The following is a 21,825-nucleotide window of genomic DNA, read 5'->3' as shown; positions in this document are numbered from 1 at the left end:
CGATAAAGACAATAAAGAGGAATCACCATGCTGGACGTGCCCCTGTTGATTGGCGGCCAGTCGTGCCCCGCACGCGACGGCCGAACCTTCGAGCGTCGCAACCCGGTGACCGGTGAAGTGGTCTCGCGGGTCGCCGCCGCTACCCTGGAAGATGCCGACGCCGCCGTGGCCGCTGCCCAGGCCGCGTTCCCCGCCTGGGCAGCGCTCGCGCCCAACGAACGCCGTACCCGGTTGCTCAAGGCGGCCGAGCAGTTACAGGCGCGCAGCGATGAATTTATCGCGGCCGCCGGCGAGACCGGCGCCATGGCCAACTGGTATGGCTTTAACGTGCGCCTGGCGGCCAACATTCTGCGCGAAGCGGCGTCGATGACCACCCAGATCACCGGCGATGTCATCCCTTCCGATGTGCCCGGCAGCTTCGCCATGGCCCTGCGTCAGCCCTGCGGCGTGGTGCTGGGCATTGCTCCGTGGAATGCCCCGGTGATCCTCGCCACCCGCGCCATTGCCATGCCGCTCGCGTGCGGCAATACCGTGGTGCTCAAGGCCTCGGAGCTTAGCCCGGCAGTGCACCGCCTGATCGGCCAGGTCTTGCAGGACGCCGGCCTGGGCGATGGGGTGGTCAACGTCATCAGCAACGCTCCGGCGGATGCAGCGGCGATCGTCGAACGGCTGATCGCCAACCCGGCCGTGCGGCGGGTCAATTTTACCGGCTCGACCCATGTCGGGCGGATCGTCGGCGAACTCTCGGCGCGCCATCTCAAGCCGGCGTTGCTGGAGCTGGGCGGCAAGGCGCCGTTGTTGGTGCTGGATGACGCCGACCTCGACGCCGCCGTCGCGGCTGCCGCCTTTGGCGCCTACTTCAACCAAGGACAGATCTGCATGTCCACCGAGCGCCTGATTGTCGATGCCAAGGTTGCCGACGCTTTTGTCGCCAAGCTGGCGGCCAAGGTGGCGACCCTGCGCGCCGGTGATCCGGCGGCGACGGATTCGGTGCTGGGTTCCCTGGTCGATGCCAGCGCCGGTACACGCATCAAAGCGCTGATCGACGATGCGCTGGGCAAGGGCGCACGGCTAGTGGCGGGCGGTCAATTGGACGGCAGCATCCTGCAACCGACGCTGATCGATGGCGTTACCGAAGACATGCGTTTGTACCGCGAAGAGTCCTTCGGCCCGGTGGCGGTGCTGCTGCGTGGTGACGGCGACGAAGCGTTGCTGCGCCTGGCCAATGATTCGGAGTTCGGCCTGTCGGCGGCGATTTTCAGTCGTGACACCGGCCGCGCCCTGGCCCTGGCACAGCGGGTGGAATCGGGCATTTGCCATATCAACGGCCCGACCGTGCATGACGAAGCGCAGATGCCCTTCGGCGGGGTCAAGTCCAGCGGCTATGGCAGTTTTGGCGGCAAGGCGTCCATCGAGCACTTCACGCAGTTGCGCTGGGTGACCTTGCAGAACGGGCCACGGCACTACCCGATCTGAGCCGGCACCGGACATAACAATAAAACAAGGCGGCGTTGATCCGCTTTGATGGAGGACACCCTTGTGAGTTCCGAATTCAGACCGCAACCCCCGTCCGCGCCGCGCTACCGCGAAGTGTCCATCGGCCACGCAGCGGTGCAGGTCACTGAAGAGCAGGGCGTGTTGCATATGCGTTCCCTGGAGCCGTTGGCCGAGTTGCCCACGCGCTTGCTCGACCGCCTGGTGCATTGGGCCCAACTGCGGCCCGAGCAGACGTTTATCGCCGCACGCCAGGCCGGTGGCGAGTGGCGCCACGTCAGCTACCGCGAGATGCTCGACAGCGTGCGTTCCATTGCCCAGGGTTTGCTGAGTTACGGGTTGTCGGCGGACAAGCCGCTGGCCTTGTTGTCGGGTAACGACATCGAGCATTTGCAGGTGGCGCTGGGCGCGATGTACGCCGGTATTCCGTATTGCCCGGTATCGCCGGCGTATTCGCTGCTGTCCCAGGATTTCGCCAAGCTGCGGCATGTGTGTGGCCTGCTGCAACCGGGGCTGGTGTTTGTCAGTGATGCGGCTGCCTACCAGCGCGCCATCGAGGCGGTATTGCCGGCTGAGACGCCGTTGATCTCGGTGCGCGGTGAGGTGCCCGGGCGCACTCGGGTCAGCTTCGACAGCTTGCTGAACACACCGGCCGGCGCCGAGGCGCAAGCGGCGTTTGACGCTACCGGGCCGGACAGCATCGCCAAGTTTCTCTTCACCTCGGGCTCGACCAAACTGCCCAAGGCGGTGATCACCACCCAGCGCATGCTCTGCGCCAACCAGCAAATGCTGTTGCAGACCTTTCCGGTGTTTGGCGAGGAACCGCCGGTGCTGGTGGACTGGCTGCCGTGGAATCACACGTTCGGCGGCAGCCACAACGTCGGCATCGTGCTCTACAACGGCGGCACGTTTTACCTCGACGACGGCAAGCCGACGGCCCAGGGGTTTGCCGAGACCTTGCGCAACCTCAAGGAAATTTCGCCCACCGCCTACCTGACCGTGCCCAAGGGTTGGGAAGAGCTGGTCAGCGCCCTGGAGCAGGACGCCGAGTTGCGCACACGGTTCTTTGCGCGGATGAAACTGTTCTTCTTCGCCGCAGCGGGCCTGTCCCAAAGTATCTGGGACCGCCTCGACCGGGTTTCCGAGCTGCACTGCGGTGAGCGCATCCGCATGATGGCCGGGCTCGGCATGACCGAAGCCGCGCCGTCCTGCACCTTCACCACCGGGCCGTTGTCCATGGCCGGCTACATCGGCTTGCCCGCGCCGGGCTGCGAGGTGGCTTTGGTGCCGTTGGACGGCAAGTTCGAAGGGCGCTTTCGCGGACCGCACATCATGCCGGGCTACTGGCGGGCGCCGGAGCAAACCGCCGAAGTGTTCGATGAGCAGGGTTTCTACTGTTCCGGTGATGCGATCAAGCTTGCCGATCCCCGTCAGCCGCAACTGGGGCTGATGTTCGACGGGCGCATTGCCGAAGACTTCAAGCTGTCGTCCGGGGTATTTGTCAGCGTCGGCCCGTTGCGCAATCGTGCGGTGCTCGAAGGCTCGCCCTATGTGCAGGACCTGGTGATTGCCGCGCCGGATCGCGAGTGCCTGGGAGCGCTGGTGTTCCCCAGAGCTTACGAGTGCCGCCGTCTGGCGGGCTTGAGCGCTGATGCCAGCGACGCCGAGGTGCTGGCCAGCGCGCCGGTGCGCCAATGGTTCGGCGACTGGTTGCAGCGCCTGAATCGCGAGGCCACCGGCAATGCCAGTCGCCTGGAATGGATCGCCGTGCTCGACGAGCCGGCGTCCATCGACCGGGGGGAAATCACCGATAAAGGTTCGATCAACCAGCGTGCGGTACTGCAATGGCGTGCGGCCAAGGTCGAGGCGCTGTATCGCGGTGAAGATCCAACGATCCTGCGCGCCGGGCCCAAGCCTTGAGCGGGGCCGGGCAGTATTCGGCGTTTGCCGACGCGGCGATTTTCGAGGCGGTGCGCACGCCGTGGGTCGATCTCGGCGGCGCGCTGTCCCACGTGTCGCCCATCGACCTGGGGATCAAGGTCGGCCGTGAAGTGCTGGCCCGGGCCGGTATCGATCCGCAGGCGGTGGACAGTGTGTTGGCGGGTTCCATGGCCCAGGCCAGCTTCGATGCCTACTTGCTGCCACGGCACATCGGGTTGTACAGCGGTGTGGCGCAATCGGTCCCGGCGCTGGGGGTGCAGCGCATCTGCGCCACCGGTTTCGAGCTGCTGCGCCAGGCCGCTGAACAACTGCGCGACGAGGTGCAACTGGCCTTGTGCGTGGCGGCGGAATCGATGTCGCGCAACCCGATTGCGGCCTACACCCACCGGGGCGGGTTTCGCCTGGGGGGCGAGGTGCAATTCAAGGATTTTCTGTGGGAGGCACTCTACGACCCGGCCCCCGGCCTGGACATGATTGCTACCGCCGATAACCTCGCGCGCCGTTATGGCCTGAGCCGCGAGACGGTTGATCGATACGCCTGTGACAGCCATCAGCGCGCATTGCAGGCGCAGCGTGAGGGGGCCTGGGCTGAAGAGATCGTCCCCGTCGATAACCAGGTGTTCGAGCTTGACGGTTACCAACCCCGGCGCCTCACCCTGGCCCATCGGGCCGCTGCGGTGACCGAGGACAGCCACCCACGGCCCACCGACCTTGACGCACTCGCACGTTTGCGCGCCGTGCATGCCGATGGCGTGCAGACCGCTGGCAACAGTTGTGCGGTGGTCGACGGCGCGGCGGCAGCGTTGGTGGGACGCGCCTCGGACTGCACGCGCCCGGCCCTGGCCCGGTTGGTGGCCAGCGCAGTGGTCGGCGTGGACCCGGCGTTCATGGGCATCGGCCCGGCCCCGGCGATCCGCCTGTTGCTGCACCGCAGCGGGTTGCGCCTGGACGAAATCGGCCGCGTCGAGATCAACGAAGCCCAGGCCGCCCAAGTGCTCGCGGTGGCCCAGGAACTGGAGCTGGACAGCGCCCGGCTCAACGTCCTGGGCGGCTCACTTGCGCTGGGGCATCCCTTGGCTGCCAGCGGTCTGCGTCTGGTCATGACGCTGGCCCGGCAACTGCGCCGGCACAACCTGCGCTACGGCATTGCCGCCGCGTGCGTAGGCGGCGGGCAGGGCATGGCGCTGCTGATCGAGAACCCCGCCTGGCGCGCTTGAACACACGACTTTAATTCGATGAGGTGTCCCGATGTGGAGCTATGAGGCGCCCCTGCGCGATATGCAGTTTGTCCTCGAACATTGGCTGCAGGCGCCCGCTGCGTGGGCAGCCCTGGACCTGCCCCTGGCGATGCAAGTGCTGGAGGAGGCCGCCCGCTTCAGCCAGGGCGTGCTGGCGCCGCTGAACAGCAGCGGGGATCGTCAGGGCTGCCGCTGGCACGCGGGCCAGGTCAGCACCCCGGACGGGTTTGCCGAGGCGTATCAGGCTTACGTCGACGGTGGCTGGCCAGGGCTGGCGTGCGCCGAGGCAGCAGGCGGGCAGGGCTTGCCGCAGCTGCTGGACGCGGCCTTGCAAGAAATGCTCTATGCCAGCAACCACGCCTGGGCCATGTACACCGGTATCGCCCACGGCGCCTACCTGTGCCTCAAGACCCACGCCGCACCCTGGTTGCAGGCGCGCTACTTGCCGCAGATTGTCAGCGGCCAGGCCTTGCCCACCATGTGCCTGACCGAGCCCCAGGCCGGCAGCGACGTCGGTTTGCTGCGTTGTCGCGCCGAACCCCAGGCGGATGGCAGTTACCGCCTGAACGGCAGCAAGCTGTTTATTTCTGGCGGCGAGCATGACTTCACGCCCGATATCCTGCACCTGGTGTTGGCGCGCTTGCCTGATGCGCCGGCGGGCAGTCGCGGGATTTCACTGTTCCTGGTGCCCAAGCGGTTGGGCGATGGCCAGGCCAATGGCGTGCGTTGCGACGGCCTTGAACACAAGATGGGCATCAAGGGCAGCGCCACTTGTTCCCTGGTGTTCGAGGGCGCGCAGGGCTGGCTGATCGGAGATGCCAACCGCGGCCTGGCGGCGATGTTTGTGATGATGAATTCGGCGCGCCTGCACGTGGGCCTGCAAGGCCTGGGGCATGCCGAAGCGGCGTGGCAGAACGCCCGGCAGTACGCCATTGAGCGCGTGCAGATGCGCGCACCGTCCAGGCCAGAAGAAGTGGCAGCCCAGGCGGCCGACCCGATCCGTTATCACCCGGCCATGCGCCGCGTGTTGCTGGAGCTGCGCACCACCAGCGAGGGCATGCGCGCCATTGGGTATTGGGCGGCGCACCTGCTGGATCAGGCCGACCCATTGGCGCAGTTGCTGACCCCGGTCATCAAGGCGTTTTTCACCGAGCAGGGTTTTCGCCAGGCCAGCAATGCCTTGCAGGTTTTCGGCGGTTACGGCTACGTCGCCGAGTTCGCCATTGAGCAAACCCTACGCGACAGCCGTATCGCGATGATCTATGAGGGCAGCAATGAGATCCAGGCCAATGACCTGTTGCTGCGCAAGGTGCTGGGGGATGAAGGTCGCTCGTTCGGCCTGCTGCTGGACGAGTTGCGTGCCGAAGCCGCGCAGGGCAGCGAGCATGTCGAATGCGCGGCGTTCTGCCTGGCACTGGGCAGCCTGAGCGACGCCTTGGATGCGGTGGTGAGTGCCATCCGTGAGCATGCCCAGGAAGACAGCGAATACCCTTATCGCGCCGCGCCGGACTTCCTCCAGTTGTGTGGCGTTGCGCTGCTGGCGTTTGCCTGGGCGCGGGCCGCACGGGTGTCCAGGGCATTGCCCGAAGGAGATCCGGTGCGCGGCGCCAAGCTGCAAAGCGCCGGGTTCTTTTTTGATTACCTGCCATCGCGGCTGGCTCAGCACCTGGGCGCGATCGACGGCGCGCGAGCCGCGCTGGCGTTCGTCTGACGGCGGCAGGCGCTTGCGGTACTATGGCGGCCCACGAGTTCTGGAAGTTGCCTGGATGAGCAAGCCCGGTCAATTGGTGCTGGTTGCACTGCGCAAGATGATCGCCAGCGGGGAGTTGGCGGCAGGCGAGCGCCTGATGGAGATCCCCACGGCGCAACGTTTCGATGTGTCGCGCATGCCGGTGCGCATGGCGTTCCGCACCCTTGAACAGGAAGGGCTGCTGGTGCCGTTTGGCGGGCGCGGGTATCAGGTGCGCTCGGTCAGCCCCAGCGACATCGCCGGCGCGGTTGAAGTGCGCGGCGTGCTCGAAGGCCTGGCTGCGCGTCAAACCGCCGAGCTGGGCTTATCCAGCGAGGCACGCGCCACGCTGGAGCGCTGCCTGGTCGAGGGTGATCAACTGTTCGAAAAAGGCTATGTGACCGAGGACGATCTTGAGGTCTATCACGACCTGAACATGCGTTTTCACCAAGTCATTGTCGAAGGCAGCCACAACCCCGCCATTGCCGACGCCCTGGCGCGCAATGACCATCTGCCATTCGCCTCGGTGACCGCGCTGGCGGTGGACCGCGAAGACATGGTTCGCGAATACCGGCGCTTCAACTATGCCCATATGCAACACCATTCGGTCTTCGACGCGCTGGTCAACCGCCAGGGTGCGCGAGCCGAAGCCATCATGCGCGAACATGCCAACGCGACCCTGCGCTACGCCGAGATTTTCAGCTCAGCTACCGCCGACGCGCGCATGAAGGTGATCCTGCCCGCGTCGTGACGCGGTTCAGATATCCAGCACCAGCAACGGCGTTTTCGCCCGCGAGCAGCAGGGCGTGAACTGGTCATTCACGGCTTGCTCCTGCTCGGTGAGAAACAGGTCACGGTGCTCCGGTATGCCTTCCAGCACGCGGGTCAGGCAGGTGCCACAAATCCCTTGTTCGCAGGACACGGCAATCTCGATGCCGTGGCTTTCCAGGACCTGTACCACGCTTTTGTCGGCGGGTATCTCGAAGACCTGGCCACTGCTGGCGACCTTCACCGAAAAACACCCGTCAGCGCTGCTGTCCACTGGCGCCGCCGAGAAGTATTCACGGTGCAGGCAGTCTTCCTGCCAGCCCTGGGCGCGGGCACTGTCGAGGATATGCTGCATAAAGCCGCCGGGGCCGCAGACGTACAGGTGCACAGTGGCCTCGGGGGCCGCCAATACCTGGGCGGCATCGAGCGCCGTGTCAGGCTGCTCGTCAAAATGCAAGAACACCCGCTCGGCAAACGGCGACGCCTTGAGGCGCTGGACAAACGCCGCACGCTCACTGGCGCGGGCGCAGTAATGCAGTTCGAAATCGGCGCCTGTATGGGCCAGCCGCTCGGCCATGCACAGGATCGGGGTGATGCCGATGCCACCGGCAAACAGCAGGCTGCGCCGGGCGTCGTGGGCCAGGGGGAACAGGTTGCGCGGTTCGCTGATGGTCAGGCGGCTGCCTTCGTGGATCTGTTGATGCAGGCTGAGTGAACCGCCCCTGGAGGCAGGATCGTTGAGCACGCCGATCAGGTAGCGATGACGTTCTTCAGGGTGATTGCACAGGGAATATTGGCGGATCAGCCCATCCGGCAGGTGCACATCGATGTGCGCGCCGGCACTGAAAGGAGGCAGCGGCGCGCCGTCGACGCGGGCCAGCTCATAGCTGCAGATGTCCTGGGCTTCAGTGCGCCGGGACGTCACCACGACCTCGATCATGTTGGCTCTCCGGCGCGTTCGCGAGCGATCAGTCGCTCCAGGATCTTGCGCGACTGCACACCGCCGGCGTCGATATTCAGCTTGAGCAGGTTGCGCGTCGGGTGGGCCAGCAGGTTCTGTTGCTGGCGTTCGAGCATCTCCAGGTCTTCGCTGAAAATCTTGCCCTGGCCTTCGCGGATGCTCGCGGTCAGCGCCTCATCCTGGGGGTTGAAGTTGCGCGCCATGCCCCAGAAGTACCAGATCGAGGTGTCGGTTTGCGGGGTGATGAAGTCCACCACGATGCTCGCGGCCTTGTGCTCGGGCGCGGCGTCGTAGCCGCCCTTGCCGGCATGGGCCACGCCGACTTCGATCAGCACGTGGCTGGGTGGGGTAAAGCGGCAGATCTGCCAGCGGTCCACCGGCACATCATCGGCCAGGTTGTTGCCGCGCAGGGCCATGCGCCAGAACGGCGGGGCCATGATGTTTTCCATGTGCCGGGCGGTCACCACTTCGTCACCGTTCACCGTGGTCACGGGCGGCGCCTCGTCGATTTCCTTCTGGCCGATGCTGGAAGCATGCACGTAGGTTTCGTGGGTCAGGTCCATCAGGTTGTCGATCATCAAGCGGTAGTCACACTGGATATCAAACAAGCCGCCGCCGTAGGCCCACTGGTCACTCTCGGCCCATTCCAGATGATGGATCAGTGCGGGGTCGGCCTGGGCCTGATCGCCGGGCCAGACCCAGATGAAGCCGTAGCGTTCCACCACGGCAAAGGTCTTGTTGCAGGGAAAGCCACGCACCCGCTGGCCGGGCATGTCGACGGTCTTGCCGTCGCCGCCCATCACCAGCCCGTGGTAACCGCAGACCAGGTTGCCGTTTTCGACATAGCCCAGCGAAAGCGGCGCGCCACGGTGGGGGCAGAAGTCCTCGACCGCGACCACGGCGCCTTCCTGACCGCGATAAAACACCATCTTTTCACCGCAGATCTGTCGACCCAGGGGCTTGTGCGCAATTTCATCGGGGGTGCAGGCGACATACCACGTGTTCTTGGGGTACATGGTGACTCTCCAGGCTGAGCGTTATTTTTATTTAATGGATCCATTAAATTGTTCGCTGGTTGAAGAGTCAAGGCGTATACGGTGTTTTGTTGGGCGATTATCGGTCGTTTTCTTTATTTGTGGATCCAGTAATTCGCGTTCAACGTTCGAGGCGCCGCGAGCGCCGGCTATCCGTTTTCGGCACAAATACGCCGCACAGCTTGAACGCGGAATGGAACTTGCGTGATTCCCGACCGTAAACCGTGCAACCGAGAAAGGTGGGGTCAATGAATAATAAAAATGGGCAGATGCCTGTGCCCGTACCGGGTGTCGGATCGGCATTACCTCTCCAGCGTTTCCTGACCCGTGACATCGATGAACATGCGCGCAACCTGGGGGGGTGGCACGTCAGCTACGACCAAGTCTCGCCGGGAGCCTTTGAAGGCGAACTGATCGAGTTCCGCTCGGGCTGGATGCAACTGGTGCGCGACCGCTCTAATCAGGCCTTGATCAAGAGCGGTGCGGCCTGGAACGGCGCGATCACCTTCAGCATTCCCTTGAGTGCCCACGGCCCGGTGTATTGCTCGGGGCATCCGATTTATGAGTCCAGCCTGTTGGTTGCCCGTGGCGATAATCTTCCTGAACTGCACACCCCCCAGCACCTGGATCTGCTCAGCGTGGCGATTGAAGAGCGGGCGCTGGAGCATGTCTTGCAACGCCAGGGCAGCCATTTTCGAATTACCGATCTTCCCAAGTGTTACCGCTTGGGCCAGTCGTCTGTGCAAGGTGAACTCGCGGCGTGGTTCGACGACCTGTCGGGCAATGACCAGCGGCGTGAGGCGTTGCTGGGTCACGACTCGATCCGCCGTGGCCTGCGCGATGCGGTCATGCTGCACTTGCTCGAATTGATTGCGCCGGACGAGGCGCCGACGCTCACCCCCACGGCCCGCAAACGGATGGTTGATCGTGCTCGCGAATATGCCCTGAGTCACCTCGACGAGCCGTTGTCGATCCTCGACCTGTGCAACCACATCGGTGCCAGCCGGCGCAAACTTCAATACTGTTTCCAGGAAACCCTGGGGATCAATCCGGTGGCGTATTTGCGTGCGCTGCGCCTCAATGCAGTGCGTCGCGAACTGCGAATGAGCACGCAATCCCAGGGCGTACAGGACGTGGCCGCACGCTGGGGTTTCTGGCATTTGAGCCGGTTCTCCGGTGATTACCGCGCCATGTTTGGCGAAAGCCCGTCACAGACCCTGCGTCGCACGCAACTCTGCTGAAAACGGATAACCCGCCCACTGCGCTGCTGCCTAGGATGACCCACACCACTTGATGGGAGGGGCATTCGATGAGCAATAACAATAACGCACGCACCGCAGGCAAGATGCTGTTCACCCTGGGGCTGCTCGGCTGCTGCGCCGGCGTCCAGGCCACCGAGAACGGCGCGCCGACTACGGCGGTCGGGGTGTATGACTTCGGCGCGGGGATGATGCCGCCCGCCACGCCGTTCGGCACCCTGGGCCTGCGCACGGCGTTCTACTCGGCCAATGTGCAGAAAGACCGCAACGGCCGTTCTGTCGACAACCATTTCTCGCTGGACGTCTTGTCGATTGGCGTCGCCTACATGCGCATGACCGATCACACCATCCTGGGTGCCAATTATGGGTTTGGCGTGGTGGTGCCGTTTTTCAAGATGGACGCTTCGGTCAAGGTGCCGACGCCGATGGGGCCCTTGAGCCTGGAAGCCGACCCGTTTCGCTTGGCTGATGTGCAATTCTTGCCGGTGATCCTGCAATGGAACCTCTCGCCGAATCTGTTCATCAACACGCAATTGCAGATCCAGGCGCCGACCGGTGACTACGACAAGAACCGGCTGATTTCGCCCGGTCTCAATCACTGGACGTTCTCGCCGATCGTCAACGCCACCTACCTCAGCGACAGTGGCTTCGAGGTTTCCTCAAGCTTTGAAGTCGACGTCAACACGCGCAACCCCGCAACCGATTACAAAAACGGTGTCGAGTACCGCCACGAGTTTGCCGTGGGCCAGCATCTCGGGCCGTGGACGGTGGGGGTGGGCGGTTACTACTACCGCCAGTTCAGCGATGACGATGCGCCAGGGCTGCAATCGGGCAACCGGGCGCGGGTGCTGGCGGTCGGGCCGGCGGTGAGTTACTTCTCGCCGGGCCTGCCTCCGATCTGGCTGCATGCCTACAAGGAAACCGACGCGCGCAACCGTGCCGAGGGTTACACCGTGGCGCTGCGTATTTCTCAGAGTTTCTAAGGGGCTGGTCATGAATCCATCACGTTCTGAGTGTGCAGCACCCCGGCAGGCCAGCGGTCGCCGTGAAGGGCTGGTGCTGATGCTCGGCAGCAGCCTGACCGTCATGGGCGCGGTCATGGTTGCGCCGATCCTGCCCAAGCTGGGGGCGACGTTTGGCCCGCTGGAACCCCGCGCCGACGTGCTGGTGCCGCTGGCGGTCACTGGCCCGGCGCTGGCGATTGCGCTGTGCGCGCCGTTGGCCGGGTGGCTGGCCGACCGGGTCGGGCGCAAGGCATTGCTGGTCATTGCGACCTTGTTGTATGCCGTGCTCGGCGCCTTGCCGGCACTGCTGGACAACTTGCAGGCCATCGTCGGTGTGCGCCTGTTGTTCGGCTGCGCCGAAGCGGCGGTGATGACCTGTTGCGCCACCTTGATTGCCGACTATTGGCACGGTGAGGAACGGCTGCGCTACATCAACCGGCAAGTGGTGACCATCGGCCTGGTGGGCTCGCTGTTCTTTGTGCTGGGCGGCGCGCTGGGCGAGCATTCCTGGCGCCTGCCGTTCCTGCTGTACCTGCTGCCATTGCTGCTGGTGCCGTTGATGATGAAGGTGCTGTGGGAGCCTCAAACCCGCCAGCAGTCTCTCGACGTGCCGGAGGAGGGCAGGGTTGCCGTGGTGCCCCTGGTGCTCGGTTACCTGTTGATTCTCAGCGGTATGGTCCTGAGTTTTATCGTGCCGATCCAGGCGCCGATTCTGCTGGTCGGCCTGGGCGTGACGTCGAGCACGCTGATCGGGCTGTCGGCGGGGTTGGGCCTGCTGGCGACCCTGGGCGGCTCGCTGGCCTGGCCACTGTTGCGTCGACGCATCGGGATCGCCGGTTGCAACGCGCTGTTGCTGACCTTGCTGGGGTCAGGGCTGTGGCTGCTGATGCGCGGGCAAAGCTACAACGCGGTGCTGGTGGCGGTGTTGATTCACGGCCTGGGCGCCGGGCTGCTGGTGCCCAACGTAATGGCGCCGGTGATGAATGCCCTGAGCGCCCGGACCCGTGGACGCGGCCTGGGCGGGTTCACGTCTTGCCTGTATTTCGGCCAATTTGTCAGCCCGTTGGTGGTGGCGCTGCTGAGTATCTACTCCGGCGACCTGCGCGCCTCCATCCAGTGGCTGGCACTGGCCAGTTTTGCCGCGGCATCGGTCTGGGCACTGGCAGGCCTGTATGCGCGACGCAAAGCGGTCCCCGGTGCCATCGGGCCAAGTCATTCGTAATCAAGAGGAGAGGAACATGCACATCCAGAATTTGTTGGACACCGAAGACGCCACCGGGCTGGCGGAGTGGGTCCGCCGTGGTGAAGTGCAACCCAGCGAGCTGCTTGAAGCCGTGATTGATCGTATTGAGCGAGTGGAGCCGCAGCTCAACGCGGTGGCCGAGCGTCTGTACGATTCTGCACGGGAAGCTGCACGCACAGCGCAGCCCGGCCAAGGCGTGTTCGCTGGCGTGCCGACCTTGATCAAGGACCTGTTTTCGCCGGTCAACGGCGCGGCGATGACCAATGGTTCCGTGGCGCTGGGCGGGTTTCGCGCCGACTTTGAAGGGGAAATCGTGACGCGTTTGCGCCGGGCCGGTTGTGTGATCGCCGGGACCAGTACTTCACCCGAATTCGGCACGTCGTACTCCACCGAGTCCACCCGATTCGGCGCCACGCGCAACCCCTGGAACACCGGCCACAGCGCAGGCGGTTCCAGCGGTGGCGCGGCCGCGCTGGTGGCGGCGCGTGTGGTCCCGTTCGCCCACGGCAACGATGGCGGCGGTTCCTTGCGTGTACCGGCGTCCTGCTGCGGGGTGTTCGGCCTCAAGCCGAGTCGCGGATTATTGCCGTCAGGGCCGATGGTCGGCGAAGGCTGGGCCGGCATGGGCACGCCCCATGGGATCACCCTGTCGGTGCGTGACAGCGCCGCCTTGCTGGATGCAACGGCCGGGATCGACCTCGGTGCGCCCTATGCGGCACCGGTGCAGGCTCAGCCCTATGTCTTGGCGTTGCAACGTGACCCGCGACCGCTGCGCATCGCGCTGGTGGAGCAGCTCGGACCTTGGCCGACCTCCAGCGAAGCGCTGGCATCGGTGCAGGAGGCGGCCAGGCTGTGCCAATCCCTGGGCCATCGGGTTGAGCCGGTGACATTGCCGGTGGCGCTGCCGGAATTTCTCGATCAGGTCTTCACCATCATCGGCGCCAGTACGCGTCACTATCTCGACGTGCTGGGCCAGATGCGCGGTGTTGCGGTGCAGCCCGAGGAGCTTGAAGCGCGCACCCGGATCATCTTGCGCAGCAAGGGCGATGTCAGCGGTGCCGAATATGCCGGTGCCGTGGAGTGGATACACGCGCTGGGACGGCAGTTGGCGGTGTTCATGCAGGATTACGACGTGATCCTCACGCCTACCCTGGCCCGCGCGCCGGCACCGATTGGTGAGTTGGATCTGCAGGACGACCGCCTGAGCCTCGATGAACTGATCGAGCGGTTCCACAGCTACTCGCCCTTCACCGCGTTGTTCAATGCCAGCGGGCAACCGGCAATGTCCGTGCCGTTGTATTGGAGCGCCGCCGGCCTGCCGATGGGCGCCCACTTCGCCGGGCGTTTTGGTGAGGAAACCACCCTCTTTGCCCTGGCCGCGCAGTTGGAACGTGCCCAGCCCTGGCGCGGGCGGATACCGCCGGTCAATGCCTGCGGCGTGCCTGCTTTGGCGGCGTACTCAACACGCAGCTGAGCTTACTGAAGTGGCCCCACGACGAGCCGGTAGCGTTCCTCGCCCTGCAATGTCCTGCGAGTCAGGTTGATCTCCAGGCCGATGGGATCTTCCTTGCGGTTGCCGGCGAGCTGGCGCCAGCCTTGGCCCGGCTCCCAGACACGCACTTGCAGGTCGCTGACGGAGGACAGCACCGCTACCGCTTTTTTCGGCGCCGGCAACGGGTATCGATCCCTGGTCACGGAGGTGGCGCGGTACAGCGTGTCACCGTCCAACCACCAGCGCACGCGCTGCAAACCGATCCCGGGTGACGCTGCGCTGCGGATGATGTTCAACTGGAAGTCCTGATTGTCGGCGCTGCGAAGGCTGATGGCGGCGGTGCCTTCGGGCTGCTCGTCAGGGGTCAGGGCTGGGGTTCTCAGTTCCACGCTGGCGCGCAGGGCCAGGTCGCGGTCCAACTGGTTCAAGGTGCGTAACAGCGCCTCGGTCTGTTCGGTGCTGGCCTGCAGATGGCTGTCGGCACGGCTCACGCTGTCGAGGCCGCGCCAGGCAATCAGGCTGACAATGGCCATCAGCATGATCGCCACCATCACTTCGATCAGGGTGAAGCCGCGCTGGTCGGTTTTCATGGTTCACTCGCCACCCGTAGTTGGCCGGTGGCCGTGCGTTGCACGGTGAGGCGGTGCTGGCCGTCCGAGAGTTGCAACTGCAAGGGCGTGGCGAACCATTCGGCATTCAGCACCACCGGTTGTCTGGGCATGACACGTACCGTCATGGACGGCGTTTCCCAGGGGCGGGGACGCAGTTGCGGGTCGTTCATGAAGTGATCCAGGCCTGGGCCGGTGTCGTTGCGACGGCTCAAGCGAAAGCCCTTGGCGTCTGCGCGCCAGGTGATGGGACGGCCATCGGCGCGGGCTTCGGCCTGGGCGATTTGCAGGGTCTGGACCAGGCGGTTGGCGTCCTTGCGCAGCATCTGCAACGGGTCGGGTTTGATGCTCAGGCTGATCGCCGCGCTGGCAATGCCGACGATCACCAGCACCACCATCATTTCGATCAGGGTGAAGCCGTGTTGGTTGTGCTTGCTCATCACGCAACGCTCCTTCGTTGTGACGCTCTCCTGTAGACTGCCCGGCTGGACAACAAGGAGGTTGTATCTTGGTTACTTTCTTTGCTTTATCGGCGCCGCGCCTGTTGCAGGCCGTGGCGTTGGTCACGGCGCTCGCCGGTGTGCTGGTCTGGTCTTCGGTGTTGCTGACACCGGCCGAGTCCCAGGTGCCGCAGGTCGCGCCACAGGTGTTGGCCGCACGCTCTGATACGTCGGCATTGCAGTGGTTTTCCAGCCAGCCGGCGGCGGTGGATATCAAGGTCTCCGGGTTGATGGCCGGGGCGCGGGGTGCAGTCGCTATTCTGAGTCTGAACGATGGCCCACCGCGCAGTTTTCTGGTGGGTGAGTCGTTGGCCCAAGGTGTGCGCCTGGCCGCGATCGAAGGCGATGCCGTGGTGATCGAGCGTGGTGCGCAGCCCCAGCGCATCAAGGTCAGCACGTTGCCGGACGCGGTGGTGCTGCCGCGATTGACCCAACCCTGAGCCGGCTCATTCGTGTGTGCCTGGTGGTGGGTTGAGCAGCGTTTCCAGGCGCGCCAACGGCGGTGCCTCGCCCTTGCGCTGCGACACCAGCACGGTGACGCGCATCATGCGTCCGTCGGCGCTGGGGGTGATGCGTTGTTCGCAGCGCAACTGCAACGCTCCCTGGTCACACTCGAACGCCTTGCGTCCGGTGGGCAGTCGCGCCTCCAGGCGCAGTTCGGCGAGCCTGCTCTGTGCCGACAGCAGCGCCATCGAACGGTCGCGCAGCAACCCATTGCTTTGGGTCATCAAGCCCGCCACGCGCACCGCCGCCGCCATCGCCACGGCAATGATCGCCAAGGCGACGAGCACCTCGATCAACGTAAAACCTTGCTCCTTGCGCGACAGCTCCATGGGTCACTCGTGGTGTAAAAACACGCCGCAGAATAGCACTCGCGGAGCCGTCGGCAGTGGCCAATTATTTTTGCTATCCAGATAGTTAGTTTTGTTACACTGCGCGCCGAATTAGGATCAAGCCAAGGATGGTGGATATGGATTTCGCACGCAGCAAGGGTGGGCCTCGCGCCCGCCGCGCCCAGCAAGGTTTCACCCTGATCGAGATCATGGTGGTGGTGGTCATCCTCGGCATTCTGGCTGCGATTGTCGTGCCTAAAGTGCTTGACCGCCCAGACCAGGCCAGGGCGATTGCGGCGAAGCAAGATGTCGCTGGCCTGATGCAGGCACTCAAGCTGTATCGCCTCGACCACGGCACCTATCCCAGCATGAACCAGGGCCTCAAGGTGCTGGTCGAGCGCCCCGCAGATGCCAAAAATACCAACTGGCGCTCCTATCTGGAGCGCCTGCCCAACGACCCGTGGGGCCGTCCTTACCATTACCTGAATCCTGGCGCGAACGGCGAAGTCGATATCTTCTCCCTCGGCGCCGATGGCCAGCCTGACGGCGACGGTGTGAATGCCGATATCGGATCCTGGCAGCTCTAAGCGCCGCCATGAAACCGCCGTCGCCCACCGTGGCGAAACAGCGTGGCATGGCGATTATCAGCGCTTTGCTGATCACGGCCGTGGTTGCGGTGATCGCCGCTGGCATGCTCACACGCCAGAGTGTGTTTACCCGTTCACTTGAGGCCGAGCAGGCCCGTGTGCAGGGCAGCGCCTTGCTGCTCGGTGGCCTGGAAGTCAGCCGGCAATTGCTCCGGGACGCCCGTGCGCAAGATGTGCTGACCCGGCTCGACCAGCCCTGGGCGCGCCCGATCCGTACCGCGCAGGACGGCGAATTCGAAGGCCGTCTTGAAGACCTGCAAGGCAAGTTCAATCTGCGCAATTTGGTCGTTCGCGAGCAGGTGGATCTCGGGCAGATGCGCAGTTTCGAGCGGCTGTGCGCAATGATCGGTGTCGATGCGCGTCTGGCCCAGCGCATCAGCCAACGTGTCATCGCGGGCTATCCACGCAAACCGGTTGCGTCGGCATCAGGCCTGCCGGGGCCAGCGTTACCCGCCACCCAGCCGATGCTGCGCAGCCTTGACCAATTGCGCGGTATCGAAGGCCTCGACGAGCCGCTGTTGGCCCGGTTGGAGCAATACGTCAGCATTATTCCGGTGACTACCTGGGTCAACAGCAACACGGCCAGTGCCGAGGTCCTCGCGGCCGTCGTGCCGGGGTTGTCCCTGGCCCAGGCCAGCCAGTTGGTGGCGGGGCGCGACAGAGGCCAGTGGTTTATCAATCGCGGCGATTTCGTCAACCGCGTGCAATTGCCCAAACTCAACGTGGATCAACTTGATGTGGGGATCACCAGTGAGTGGTTCCTGCTCCACGGGCAGGCCCGTCGCAACCAGCGCCGTGTTCAGTTGGACGCGCTGCTGTATCGCCCGGAAGACGCGATGCCCAGGGTCATCTGGTCGAGGCTCGGCGTATGACGCGCCTGCGCATTGCCTTGCCGCCATTGGATGGCTTGACGTCACACAGCGAGCTTGAGTTCGCGCAACTGGACCGCAACGGCAGCATCCGTCACGTCGCCAGCAGCACCCTGGAACGCTTGGGGCAAACCTTCAAGGCTCACACCGTCGAGTGTTTCCTTCACCCCACCGACAGCATCCTCACCCGTATTGACTTGCCACCTCTTTCTGCGGCACGCACCGCTGCGGCCGTCACCTGTGCTGCGCAGGCGCTGATTCTGGGGCGCAGCGAGCAGATGCATGTGGCACACAGCGCTCGGGACGGCGCTGGGCAGGTGCATTTGGGTTGGCTGCCCAAGGCCGCACTGGACCGGGTCGGCCAGTTGCTCGGCCTGCATCAACTGAAGCTTCGCGGCCTGTACCCAGCACCTTACCGGTTGCCTGTGCCGCCGGCAGGGCAGGTCAGTACGTGCGCGGTGGACGGCCAGTTACTGCTGCGTTTCACCCAAGCCCACGCGGCGGTGGAACCGTTGGCCGAGGACCGTCTGCAGGCGCTCGCGGCTGCCGGGGAAACGCTGCTGTGGCCCGTGGATCAGCAGTGCTGGAGCGGCGCCGCGCCAGGTTGGAGTTTGCACGCAGGCATCGGCAAGGGCGCTGCACCGGCAGCCGGCTGGGGCAGGGCAGCGGCTTGTTGTGCGCTGGCCGTCGGCGTCTGGGTCGCCGGGCTGAACCTTTACGCCGCCCGTGAAATCGCCCAGGGGCAACAGCTCAAACAGCAGATGAACCAGCGCATGAAGCAAGCATTTCCAGAGCTGCCGGTGATCCTCAATCCCCTGCAACAGGCCCGTCAGCAATTGGCGGCCCGGCAAGGGGGCGGGGCAGCGCAGGCCCATCATGATTTTGCGTACCTGGTAAAACACGCCGCCAGTGCGTTGCCGTCCATGGTCGGCAGCGTCCAGGCGTTGACGTTCGGCCAGCGCCAGTTGCAGGTGCAGATGACGGCCGAGGCGCCTCCCGCCGCAGACAGCACGGTGCACGCCGCATTGAGCCAGGCGGGACTCTCTGCCAGCCGCGAAGAACGCGTATGGACGCTCACCGCGCTGGCCGAGCCCGCTGAGCCTGATGCCAGCCAGGAAGACAGCGATGAATAGCCAGAGGCTGGTGGCGTTGCGAGGGCGTTGGAACGCATTGGCCCCCCGCGAAAAAATCATGCTCAGTGGCGCGACGGTGTTTCTCGCCAGCCTGTTGGTCTGGGTCTCATTGATCCAACCCCCCCTCAGGCAGCTCGACTACTGGCAGGTCGAAACCCCGAAACTGCGTTCCCAGACTCAGGCGCTGGAACTGTTGCTGCGCGAGGTCGCCCCGCCTGCCGGGCTGAACCTTGCGCACGCCTTGCAGCAATCCCTGGATACCGGCGGATTGGCTGGGCACTACCGCTTGCAGGCCCAGGATGGGGGCTGGCAACTGACACTGGACGCTGCGCCCGCCGATGCGGTGATCGGCTGGTTATTGAGTTACCCAACACAATTTTCCCTGGACGTGGTCGAGGCGTATTTGCAGCGTGCAGGCGAAGCCACGCCCGACAACACGGCAGGCACTCTCTCAGGAACCGTCCGCATGGATCAGATGCAGGTCGCTAAGGAAGCTTCATGAAGTGGTCAGGTTCCCATTATGTAAGGACGGCGGCGCCGTTTATGTTGCTGGCGTTGGGTGCCTGCAGCGTGCATCCCAGCGTTGATTCGCCGTTGGACAGTGAACTCGGCGTGCCCCTGGCCGTCACCCCGCGCAGCGGTGACGCGTTGGTGGACAGGCAACGTGCGCAGGTGAAAATCGAACGGCAGGTGCGGCCGCTGCACAAGGTCGCCAGCCCTGCGCGCAGCAGCGGCGCGGGTCGTAACGGCACGGTATCGAGCACACCGTTGGGTGATCAACCGGTCACCCTGAATTTCGTCGAGGCCGACATTCAGGCCGTGGTGCGGGCATTGTCCCGCGCCACCGGGCAGCAGTTCCTGGTGGACCCTCGTGTTAAGGGCAGCCTTACGCTGGTTTCCGAAGGGCAGGTGCCGGCGCATCAGGCGTACGACATGCTGCTGGCGGCGCTGCGCATGCAGGGGTTCAGCGTGGTGGACGTGGGGGGCGTCGCGCAAGTGGTGCCCGAAGCTGATGCCAAGCTACTGGGCGGGCCGATCTACAGTGCCGACAAACCTGGCGGCAATGGCATGCTCACGCGCACGTTCCGTCTGCACTACGAAAACGCGGTGAACCTGATCCCGGTGCTGCGCCCGATTGTGTCGCCGAACAACCCGATCAACGCCTATCCGGGCAACAACACCATCGTGGTCACCGACTACGCCGAGAACCTCACGCGGGTGGCGCAGTTGATCGAAGGCATCGACACGCCGAGTGCTATCGATACCGACGTGGTGCAGGTTCAGAACGGCATCGCCGTGGACATCGCCGAGATGGTTGCGCAACTGCTGGAGCAGGCCGGCGGCGACCCGACGCAGAAAATCACGGTGGTGGGCGATCCCCGCTCCAACGCCATCATGATCCGCGCCGGCAGCCCCGAGCGGACCGAGCTGGCACGCAATCTGATCTATAAGCTCGATAACGCCCAGGCCAACCCGAGTAATTTTCATGTGGTGTACCTGCGCAATGCCCAGGCGGCAAAACTGGCGCAGACCCTGCGCGGTTTGCTGACCGGCGAGAGCGACAGCGGCAGTGGTGATAATGCGCGGTCGGTACTCAGCACGATGGGCGCCAGTACCACGGGCAGCCAGACCGGGCAGAGCAGCAGCCAAAGTACCACCAGCACCAGTGAATCGGCGCAGACAACCAGCAACTCGACCAGCCAGGCCGGTGCGCAACAGCCCGAGCAAAACGTTGCGTTCAGTGCCGGTGGCGTCACCCTCCAGGCTGACTCGACCACCAACACCCTGCTGATTTCCGCCCCGGAACCGTTGTATCGCAACCTGCGCGAAGTCATCGACATGCTCGACCAGCGCCGCGCCCAGGTGGTGATCGAAAGCCTCATCGTTGAAGTGGGTGAGGACGACGCCAATGAGTTCGGCGTGCAGTGGCAAAGCGGCGACCTGGCCGGCAAAGGCGTGATCGGTGGCGCCAACCTGGGCGGCACGGGGTTTAACCTCAATGGCAAGACCAGCGTTGACGTGCTGCCCGGCGGGCTCAGCCTGGGCTTTATCAATGGCACGGTGGATGTGCCCGGCATTGGCAAGGTCATGGACCTCAAGGTGTTGGCCCGGGCGCTCAAAAGCAAAGGCGGCACCAACGTGCTGTCGACGCCCAACTTGCTGACGCTGGACAACGAGGCCGCGAGTATTTTTGTGGGCCAGACCATCCCATTCGTGAGTGGCAGCTACGTGACGGGCGGCGGCGGTACCAGCAACAACCCGTTCCAGACCGTCACCCGCGAAGAGGTCGGTTTGAAGCTGAATGTGCGGCCACAGATTTCCGAGGGCGGCACGGTCAAGCTGGATATCTACCAGGAAGTCAGCAGCATCGACGAACGCGCCTCCAGCAGCGCGGCCTCGGCGGGTATCGTCACCAATAAGCGCGCTATCGACACCAGTATTCTGCTCGACGATGGGCAGATCATGGTCCTGGGTGGCTTGCTGCAGGATGGGTACAGCCAGAGCAATGAAGCGGTGCCGTGGCTGTCGAGCATTCCGGGGCTGGGGGCGTTGTTTCGCAATGAGAAGCGCAGTGTGAGCAAGACCAACCTGATGGTGTTCTTGCGGCCTTACATCATCCGTGACAGTGGGGCGGGGCGGGCGATTACGTTGAATCGCTATGACTATATGCGCCGGGCTCAAGGTGGGCTGCAGCCGGAGCATAGTTGGGCGATGCCGGATGTGCAGGCGCCGCAGTTGCCGTCGGTGGAGAAGGCGATTCCGGTAGGGACACGGCCATGAGCCTGCTGTGCGCAGGATTAAATGTGGGAGGGGGCTTGCCCCCGATGGCGGTGGGTCAGTTAAAAATTTGCCAACTGACACTCCCTCATCGGGGGCAAGCCCCCTCCCACATTTTGACCGCATTTTACTGGGGGAGGCTGGTATGAGCCTGCTGCCCTACGCCTGGGCCAAATCCCAGCGCATCCTTCTGCGGCCCGGCGACGAAGGCATGCTCCTCACCGTCTGCCCTTCAACCCCCGGCTGGTCCATCAGTGAAGTCCAGCGCCAGTTTGGCGAGTCGCCGATTGAGCA

General features: G+C 64.3%; 20 protein-coding genes and 1 pseudogene. 16 read left to right on the top strand and 5 right to left on the bottom strand.

The genetic code is table 11. From position 1 onward, the window contains the following. Positions 1–27: 27 nt before the first annotated feature. From AOA60_RS14805 to AOA60_RS14785, 5 genes are all read left to right on the top strand, one after another. On the top strand, positions 28–1,476 hold the full coding sequence (locus AOA60_RS14805) for an aldehyde dehydrogenase (protein ID WP_099585052.1): 1,449 nt from the start codon (positions 28–30) through the stop codon (positions 1,474–1,476). Between the two features lie 63 nt (positions 1,477–1,539). Beyond that, the gene (locus tag AOA60_RS14800) at positions 1,540–3,414 is read left to right on the top strand and encodes a feruloyl-CoA synthase (protein WP_099585101.1); all 1,875 of its coding nucleotides are present in this window, start codon (positions 1,540–1,542) and stop codon (positions 3,412–3,414) included. Further along, positions 3,411–4,652 (top strand): thiolase family protein, encoded by a 1,242-nt coding sequence (locus AOA60_RS14795; RefSeq protein WP_099585051.1) that lies wholly within the window; start codon positions 3,411–3,413, stop codon positions 4,650–4,652. Before AOA60_RS14800 ends, AOA60_RS14795 begins: the two co-directional genes overlap by 4 nt. 31 nt (positions 4,653–4,683) lie before the next feature. Further along, complete coding sequence (locus AOA60_RS14790; protein ID WP_099585050.1) at positions 4,684–6,384, top strand: acyl-CoA dehydrogenase; 1,701 nt, start codon at positions 4,684–4,686, stop codon at positions 6,382–6,384. A 55-nt stretch (positions 6,385–6,439) separates the two neighbouring features. Continuing rightward, on the top strand, positions 6,440–7,153 hold the full coding sequence (locus tag AOA60_RS14785; RefSeq protein WP_099585049.1) for a GntR family transcriptional regulator: 714 nt from the start codon (positions 6,440–6,442) through the stop codon (positions 7,151–7,153). A gap of 6 nt (positions 7,154–7,159) precedes the next feature. Here AOA60_RS14785 and AOA60_RS14780 read toward each other — a convergent pair whose 3' ends face one another. Together AOA60_RS14780 and AOA60_RS14775 are read right to left on the bottom strand one after the other, a co-directional pair. Continuing rightward, positions 7,160–8,110, bottom strand: a complete 951-nt coding sequence (locus tag AOA60_RS14780; protein WP_099585048.1) for a PDR/VanB family oxidoreductase — start codon at positions 8,108–8,110, stop codon at positions 7,160–7,162. Beyond that, complete coding sequence (locus tag AOA60_RS14775; protein WP_099585047.1) at positions 8,107–9,147, bottom strand: aromatic ring-hydroxylating dioxygenase subunit alpha; 1,041 nt, start codon at positions 9,145–9,147, stop codon at positions 8,107–8,109. Before AOA60_RS14775 ends, AOA60_RS14780 begins: the two co-directional genes overlap by 4 nt. A gap of 266 nt (positions 9,148–9,413) precedes the next feature. Between AOA60_RS14775 and AOA60_RS14770 the strand changes: the two genes are divergently transcribed. From AOA60_RS14770 to AOA60_RS14755, 4 genes are all read left to right on the top strand, one after another. Next, positions 9,414–10,406: a helix-turn-helix domain-containing protein gene (locus tag AOA60_RS14770; protein ID WP_099585046.1), complete on the top strand. Its 993-nt coding sequence runs from the start codon at positions 9,414–9,416 to the stop codon at positions 10,404–10,406. A 104-nt stretch (positions 10,407–10,510) separates the two neighbouring features. Continuing rightward, positions 10,511–11,407: a transporter gene (locus AOA60_RS14765; protein ID WP_244643816.1), complete on the top strand. Its 897-nt coding sequence runs from the start codon at positions 10,511–10,513 to the stop codon at positions 11,405–11,407. Between the two features lie 10 nt (positions 11,408–11,417). After that, positions 11,418–12,650: an MFS transporter gene (locus AOA60_RS14760; RefSeq protein ID WP_099585044.1), complete on the top strand. Its 1,233-nt coding sequence runs from the start codon at positions 11,418–11,420 to the stop codon at positions 12,648–12,650. Between the two features lie 16 nt (positions 12,651–12,666). After that, positions 12,667–14,145, top strand: a complete 1,479-nt coding sequence (locus tag AOA60_RS14755) for an amidase (RefSeq protein ID WP_099585043.1) — start codon at positions 12,667–12,669, stop codon at positions 14,143–14,145. A gap of 2 nt (positions 14,146–14,147) precedes the next feature. On the opposite strand, the gene AOA60_RS14750 is transcribed toward AOA60_RS14755, so the two are convergent. Both AOA60_RS14750 and gspH read right to left on the bottom strand, forming a co-directional pair. Next, entirely contained in the window at positions 14,148–14,753 is a 606-nt protein-coding gene (locus AOA60_RS14750; protein WP_099585042.1) for a type II secretion system protein GspJ, read from the bottom strand. Next, entirely contained in the window at positions 14,750–15,211 is a 462-nt protein-coding gene (gene gspH / locus AOA60_RS14745; RefSeq protein ID WP_099585041.1) for a type II secretion system minor pseudopilin GspH, read from the bottom strand. The genes AOA60_RS14750 and gspH overlap by 4 nt, the downstream gene beginning before the upstream one ends. Positions 15,212–15,279: 68 nt before the next feature. Between gspH and AOA60_RS14740 the strand changes: the two genes are divergently transcribed. Then, on the top strand, positions 15,280–15,711 hold the full coding sequence (locus tag AOA60_RS14740; protein WP_099585040.1) for a type II secretion system protein N: 432 nt from the start codon (positions 15,280–15,282) through the stop codon (positions 15,709–15,711). Between the two features lie 6 nt (positions 15,712–15,717). Here the strand turns inward: AOA60_RS14740 and gspI are convergent, their stop codons facing one another. Further along, on the bottom strand, positions 15,718–16,104 hold the full coding sequence (gene gspI, locus AOA60_RS14735; protein ID WP_099585039.1) for a type II secretion system minor pseudopilin GspI: 387 nt from the start codon (positions 16,102–16,104) through the stop codon (positions 15,718–15,720). Between the two features lie 137 nt (positions 16,105–16,241). Here gspI and gspG point away from each other — a divergent pair, with 137 nt between their 5' ends. The 6 genes and pseudogenes from gspG to AOA60_RS33915 all read left to right on the top strand — a co-directional run. After that, entirely contained in the window at positions 16,242–16,691 is a 450-nt protein-coding gene (gspG, locus tag AOA60_RS14730; RefSeq protein WP_099585038.1) for a type II secretion system major pseudopilin GspG, read from the top strand. Between the two features lie 8 nt (positions 16,692–16,699). Then, the gene (gene gspK, locus AOA60_RS14725; RefSeq protein ID WP_099585037.1) at positions 16,700–17,623 is read left to right on the top strand and encodes a type II secretion system minor pseudopilin GspK; all 924 of its coding nucleotides are present in this window, start codon (positions 16,700–16,702) and stop codon (positions 17,621–17,623) included. Further along, positions 17,620–18,753: a type II secretion system protein GspL gene (gene gspL, locus AOA60_RS14720; RefSeq protein WP_099585036.1), complete on the top strand. Its 1,134-nt coding sequence runs from the start codon at positions 17,620–17,622 to the stop codon at positions 18,751–18,753. Before gspK ends, gspL begins: the two co-directional genes overlap by 4 nt. Then, a complete protein-coding gene (gene gspM / locus AOA60_RS14715) occupies positions 18,746–19,255 on the top strand; it encodes a type II secretion system protein GspM (protein WP_256592834.1) in 510 nt (169 codons plus the stop codon). The genes gspL and gspM overlap by 8 nt, the downstream gene beginning before the upstream one ends. After that, a complete protein-coding gene (gene gspD / locus AOA60_RS14710) occupies positions 19,252–21,534 on the top strand; it encodes a type II secretion system secretin GspD (RefSeq protein ID WP_099585034.1) in 2,283 nt (760 codons plus the stop codon). Before gspM ends, gspD begins: the two co-directional genes overlap by 4 nt. Positions 21,535–21,676: 142 nt before the next feature. Continuing rightward, a pseudogene (locus tag AOA60_RS33915) lies at positions 21,677–21,825 on the top strand (type II secretion system protein GspE); the annotation flags it as partial.

Source organism: Pseudomonas sp. 2822-17 (assembly GCF_002742485.1).
Taxonomy (GTDB): domain Bacteria; phylum Pseudomonadota; class Gammaproteobacteria; order Pseudomonadales; family Pseudomonadaceae; genus Aquipseudomonas; species Aquipseudomonas cyclaminis.
Note: the sequence above shows the minus strand (reverse complement) of the source record. Positions and strands in the feature narration are given on the sequence as shown.

Excerpts from the sequence above, each read along its gene's own strand:
- AOA60_RS14805 (WP_099585052.1), top strand. The coding sequence starts at position 28 with ATGCTGGACGTGCCCCTGTTGATTGGCGGCCAGTCGTGCCCCGCACGC.
- AOA60_RS14790 (WP_099585050.1), top strand. The coding sequence starts at position 4,684 with ATGTGGAGCTATGAGGCGCCCCTGCGCGATATGCAGTTTGTCCTCGAA.
- AOA60_RS14785 (WP_099585049.1), top strand. The coding sequence starts at position 6,440 with ATGAGCAAGCCCGGTCAATTGGTGCTGGTTGCACTGCGCAAGATGATC.
- AOA60_RS14780 (WP_099585048.1), bottom strand. The coding sequence starts at position 8,110 with ATGATCGAGGTCGTGGTGACGTCCCGGCGCACTGAAGCCCAGGACATC.
- AOA60_RS14775 (WP_099585047.1), bottom strand. The coding sequence starts at position 9,147 with ATGTACCCCAAGAACACGTGGTATGTCGCCTGCACCCCCGATGAAATT.
- AOA60_RS14770 (WP_099585046.1), top strand. The coding sequence starts at position 9,414 with ATGAATAATAAAAATGGGCAGATGCCTGTGCCCGTACCGGGTGTCGGA.
- AOA60_RS14765 (WP_244643816.1), top strand. The coding sequence starts at position 10,511 with ATGCTGTTCACCCTGGGGCTGCTCGGCTGCTGCGCCGGCGTCCAGGCC.
- AOA60_RS14760 (WP_099585044.1), top strand. The coding sequence starts at position 11,418 with ATGAATCCATCACGTTCTGAGTGTGCAGCACCCCGGCAGGCCAGCGGT.
- AOA60_RS14755 (WP_099585043.1), top strand. The coding sequence starts at position 12,667 with ATGCACATCCAGAATTTGTTGGACACCGAAGACGCCACCGGGCTGGCG.
- AOA60_RS14750 (WP_099585042.1), bottom strand. The coding sequence starts at position 14,753 with ATGAAAACCGACCAGCGCGGCTTCACCCTGATCGAAGTGATGGTGGCG.
- gspH (WP_099585041.1), bottom strand. The coding sequence starts at position 15,211 with ATGAGCAAGCACAACCAACACGGCTTCACCCTGATCGAAATGATGGTG.
- gspI (WP_099585039.1), bottom strand. The coding sequence starts at position 16,104 with ATGGAGCTGTCGCGCAAGGAGCAAGGTTTTACGTTGATCGAGGTGCTC.
- gspG (WP_099585038.1), top strand. The coding sequence starts at position 16,242 with ATGGATTTCGCACGCAGCAAGGGTGGGCCTCGCGCCCGCCGCGCCCAG.
- gspK (WP_099585037.1), top strand. The coding sequence starts at position 16,700 with ATGAAACCGCCGTCGCCCACCGTGGCGAAACAGCGTGGCATGGCGATT.
- gspL (WP_099585036.1), top strand. The coding sequence starts at position 17,620 with ATGACGCGCCTGCGCATTGCCTTGCCGCCATTGGATGGCTTGACGTCA.
- gspM (WP_256592834.1), top strand. The coding sequence starts at position 18,746 with ATGAATAGCCAGAGGCTGGTGGCGTTGCGAGGGCGTTGGAACGCATTG.
- gspD (WP_099585034.1), top strand. The coding sequence starts at position 19,252 with ATGAAGTGGTCAGGTTCCCATTATGTAAGGACGGCGGCGCCGTTTATG.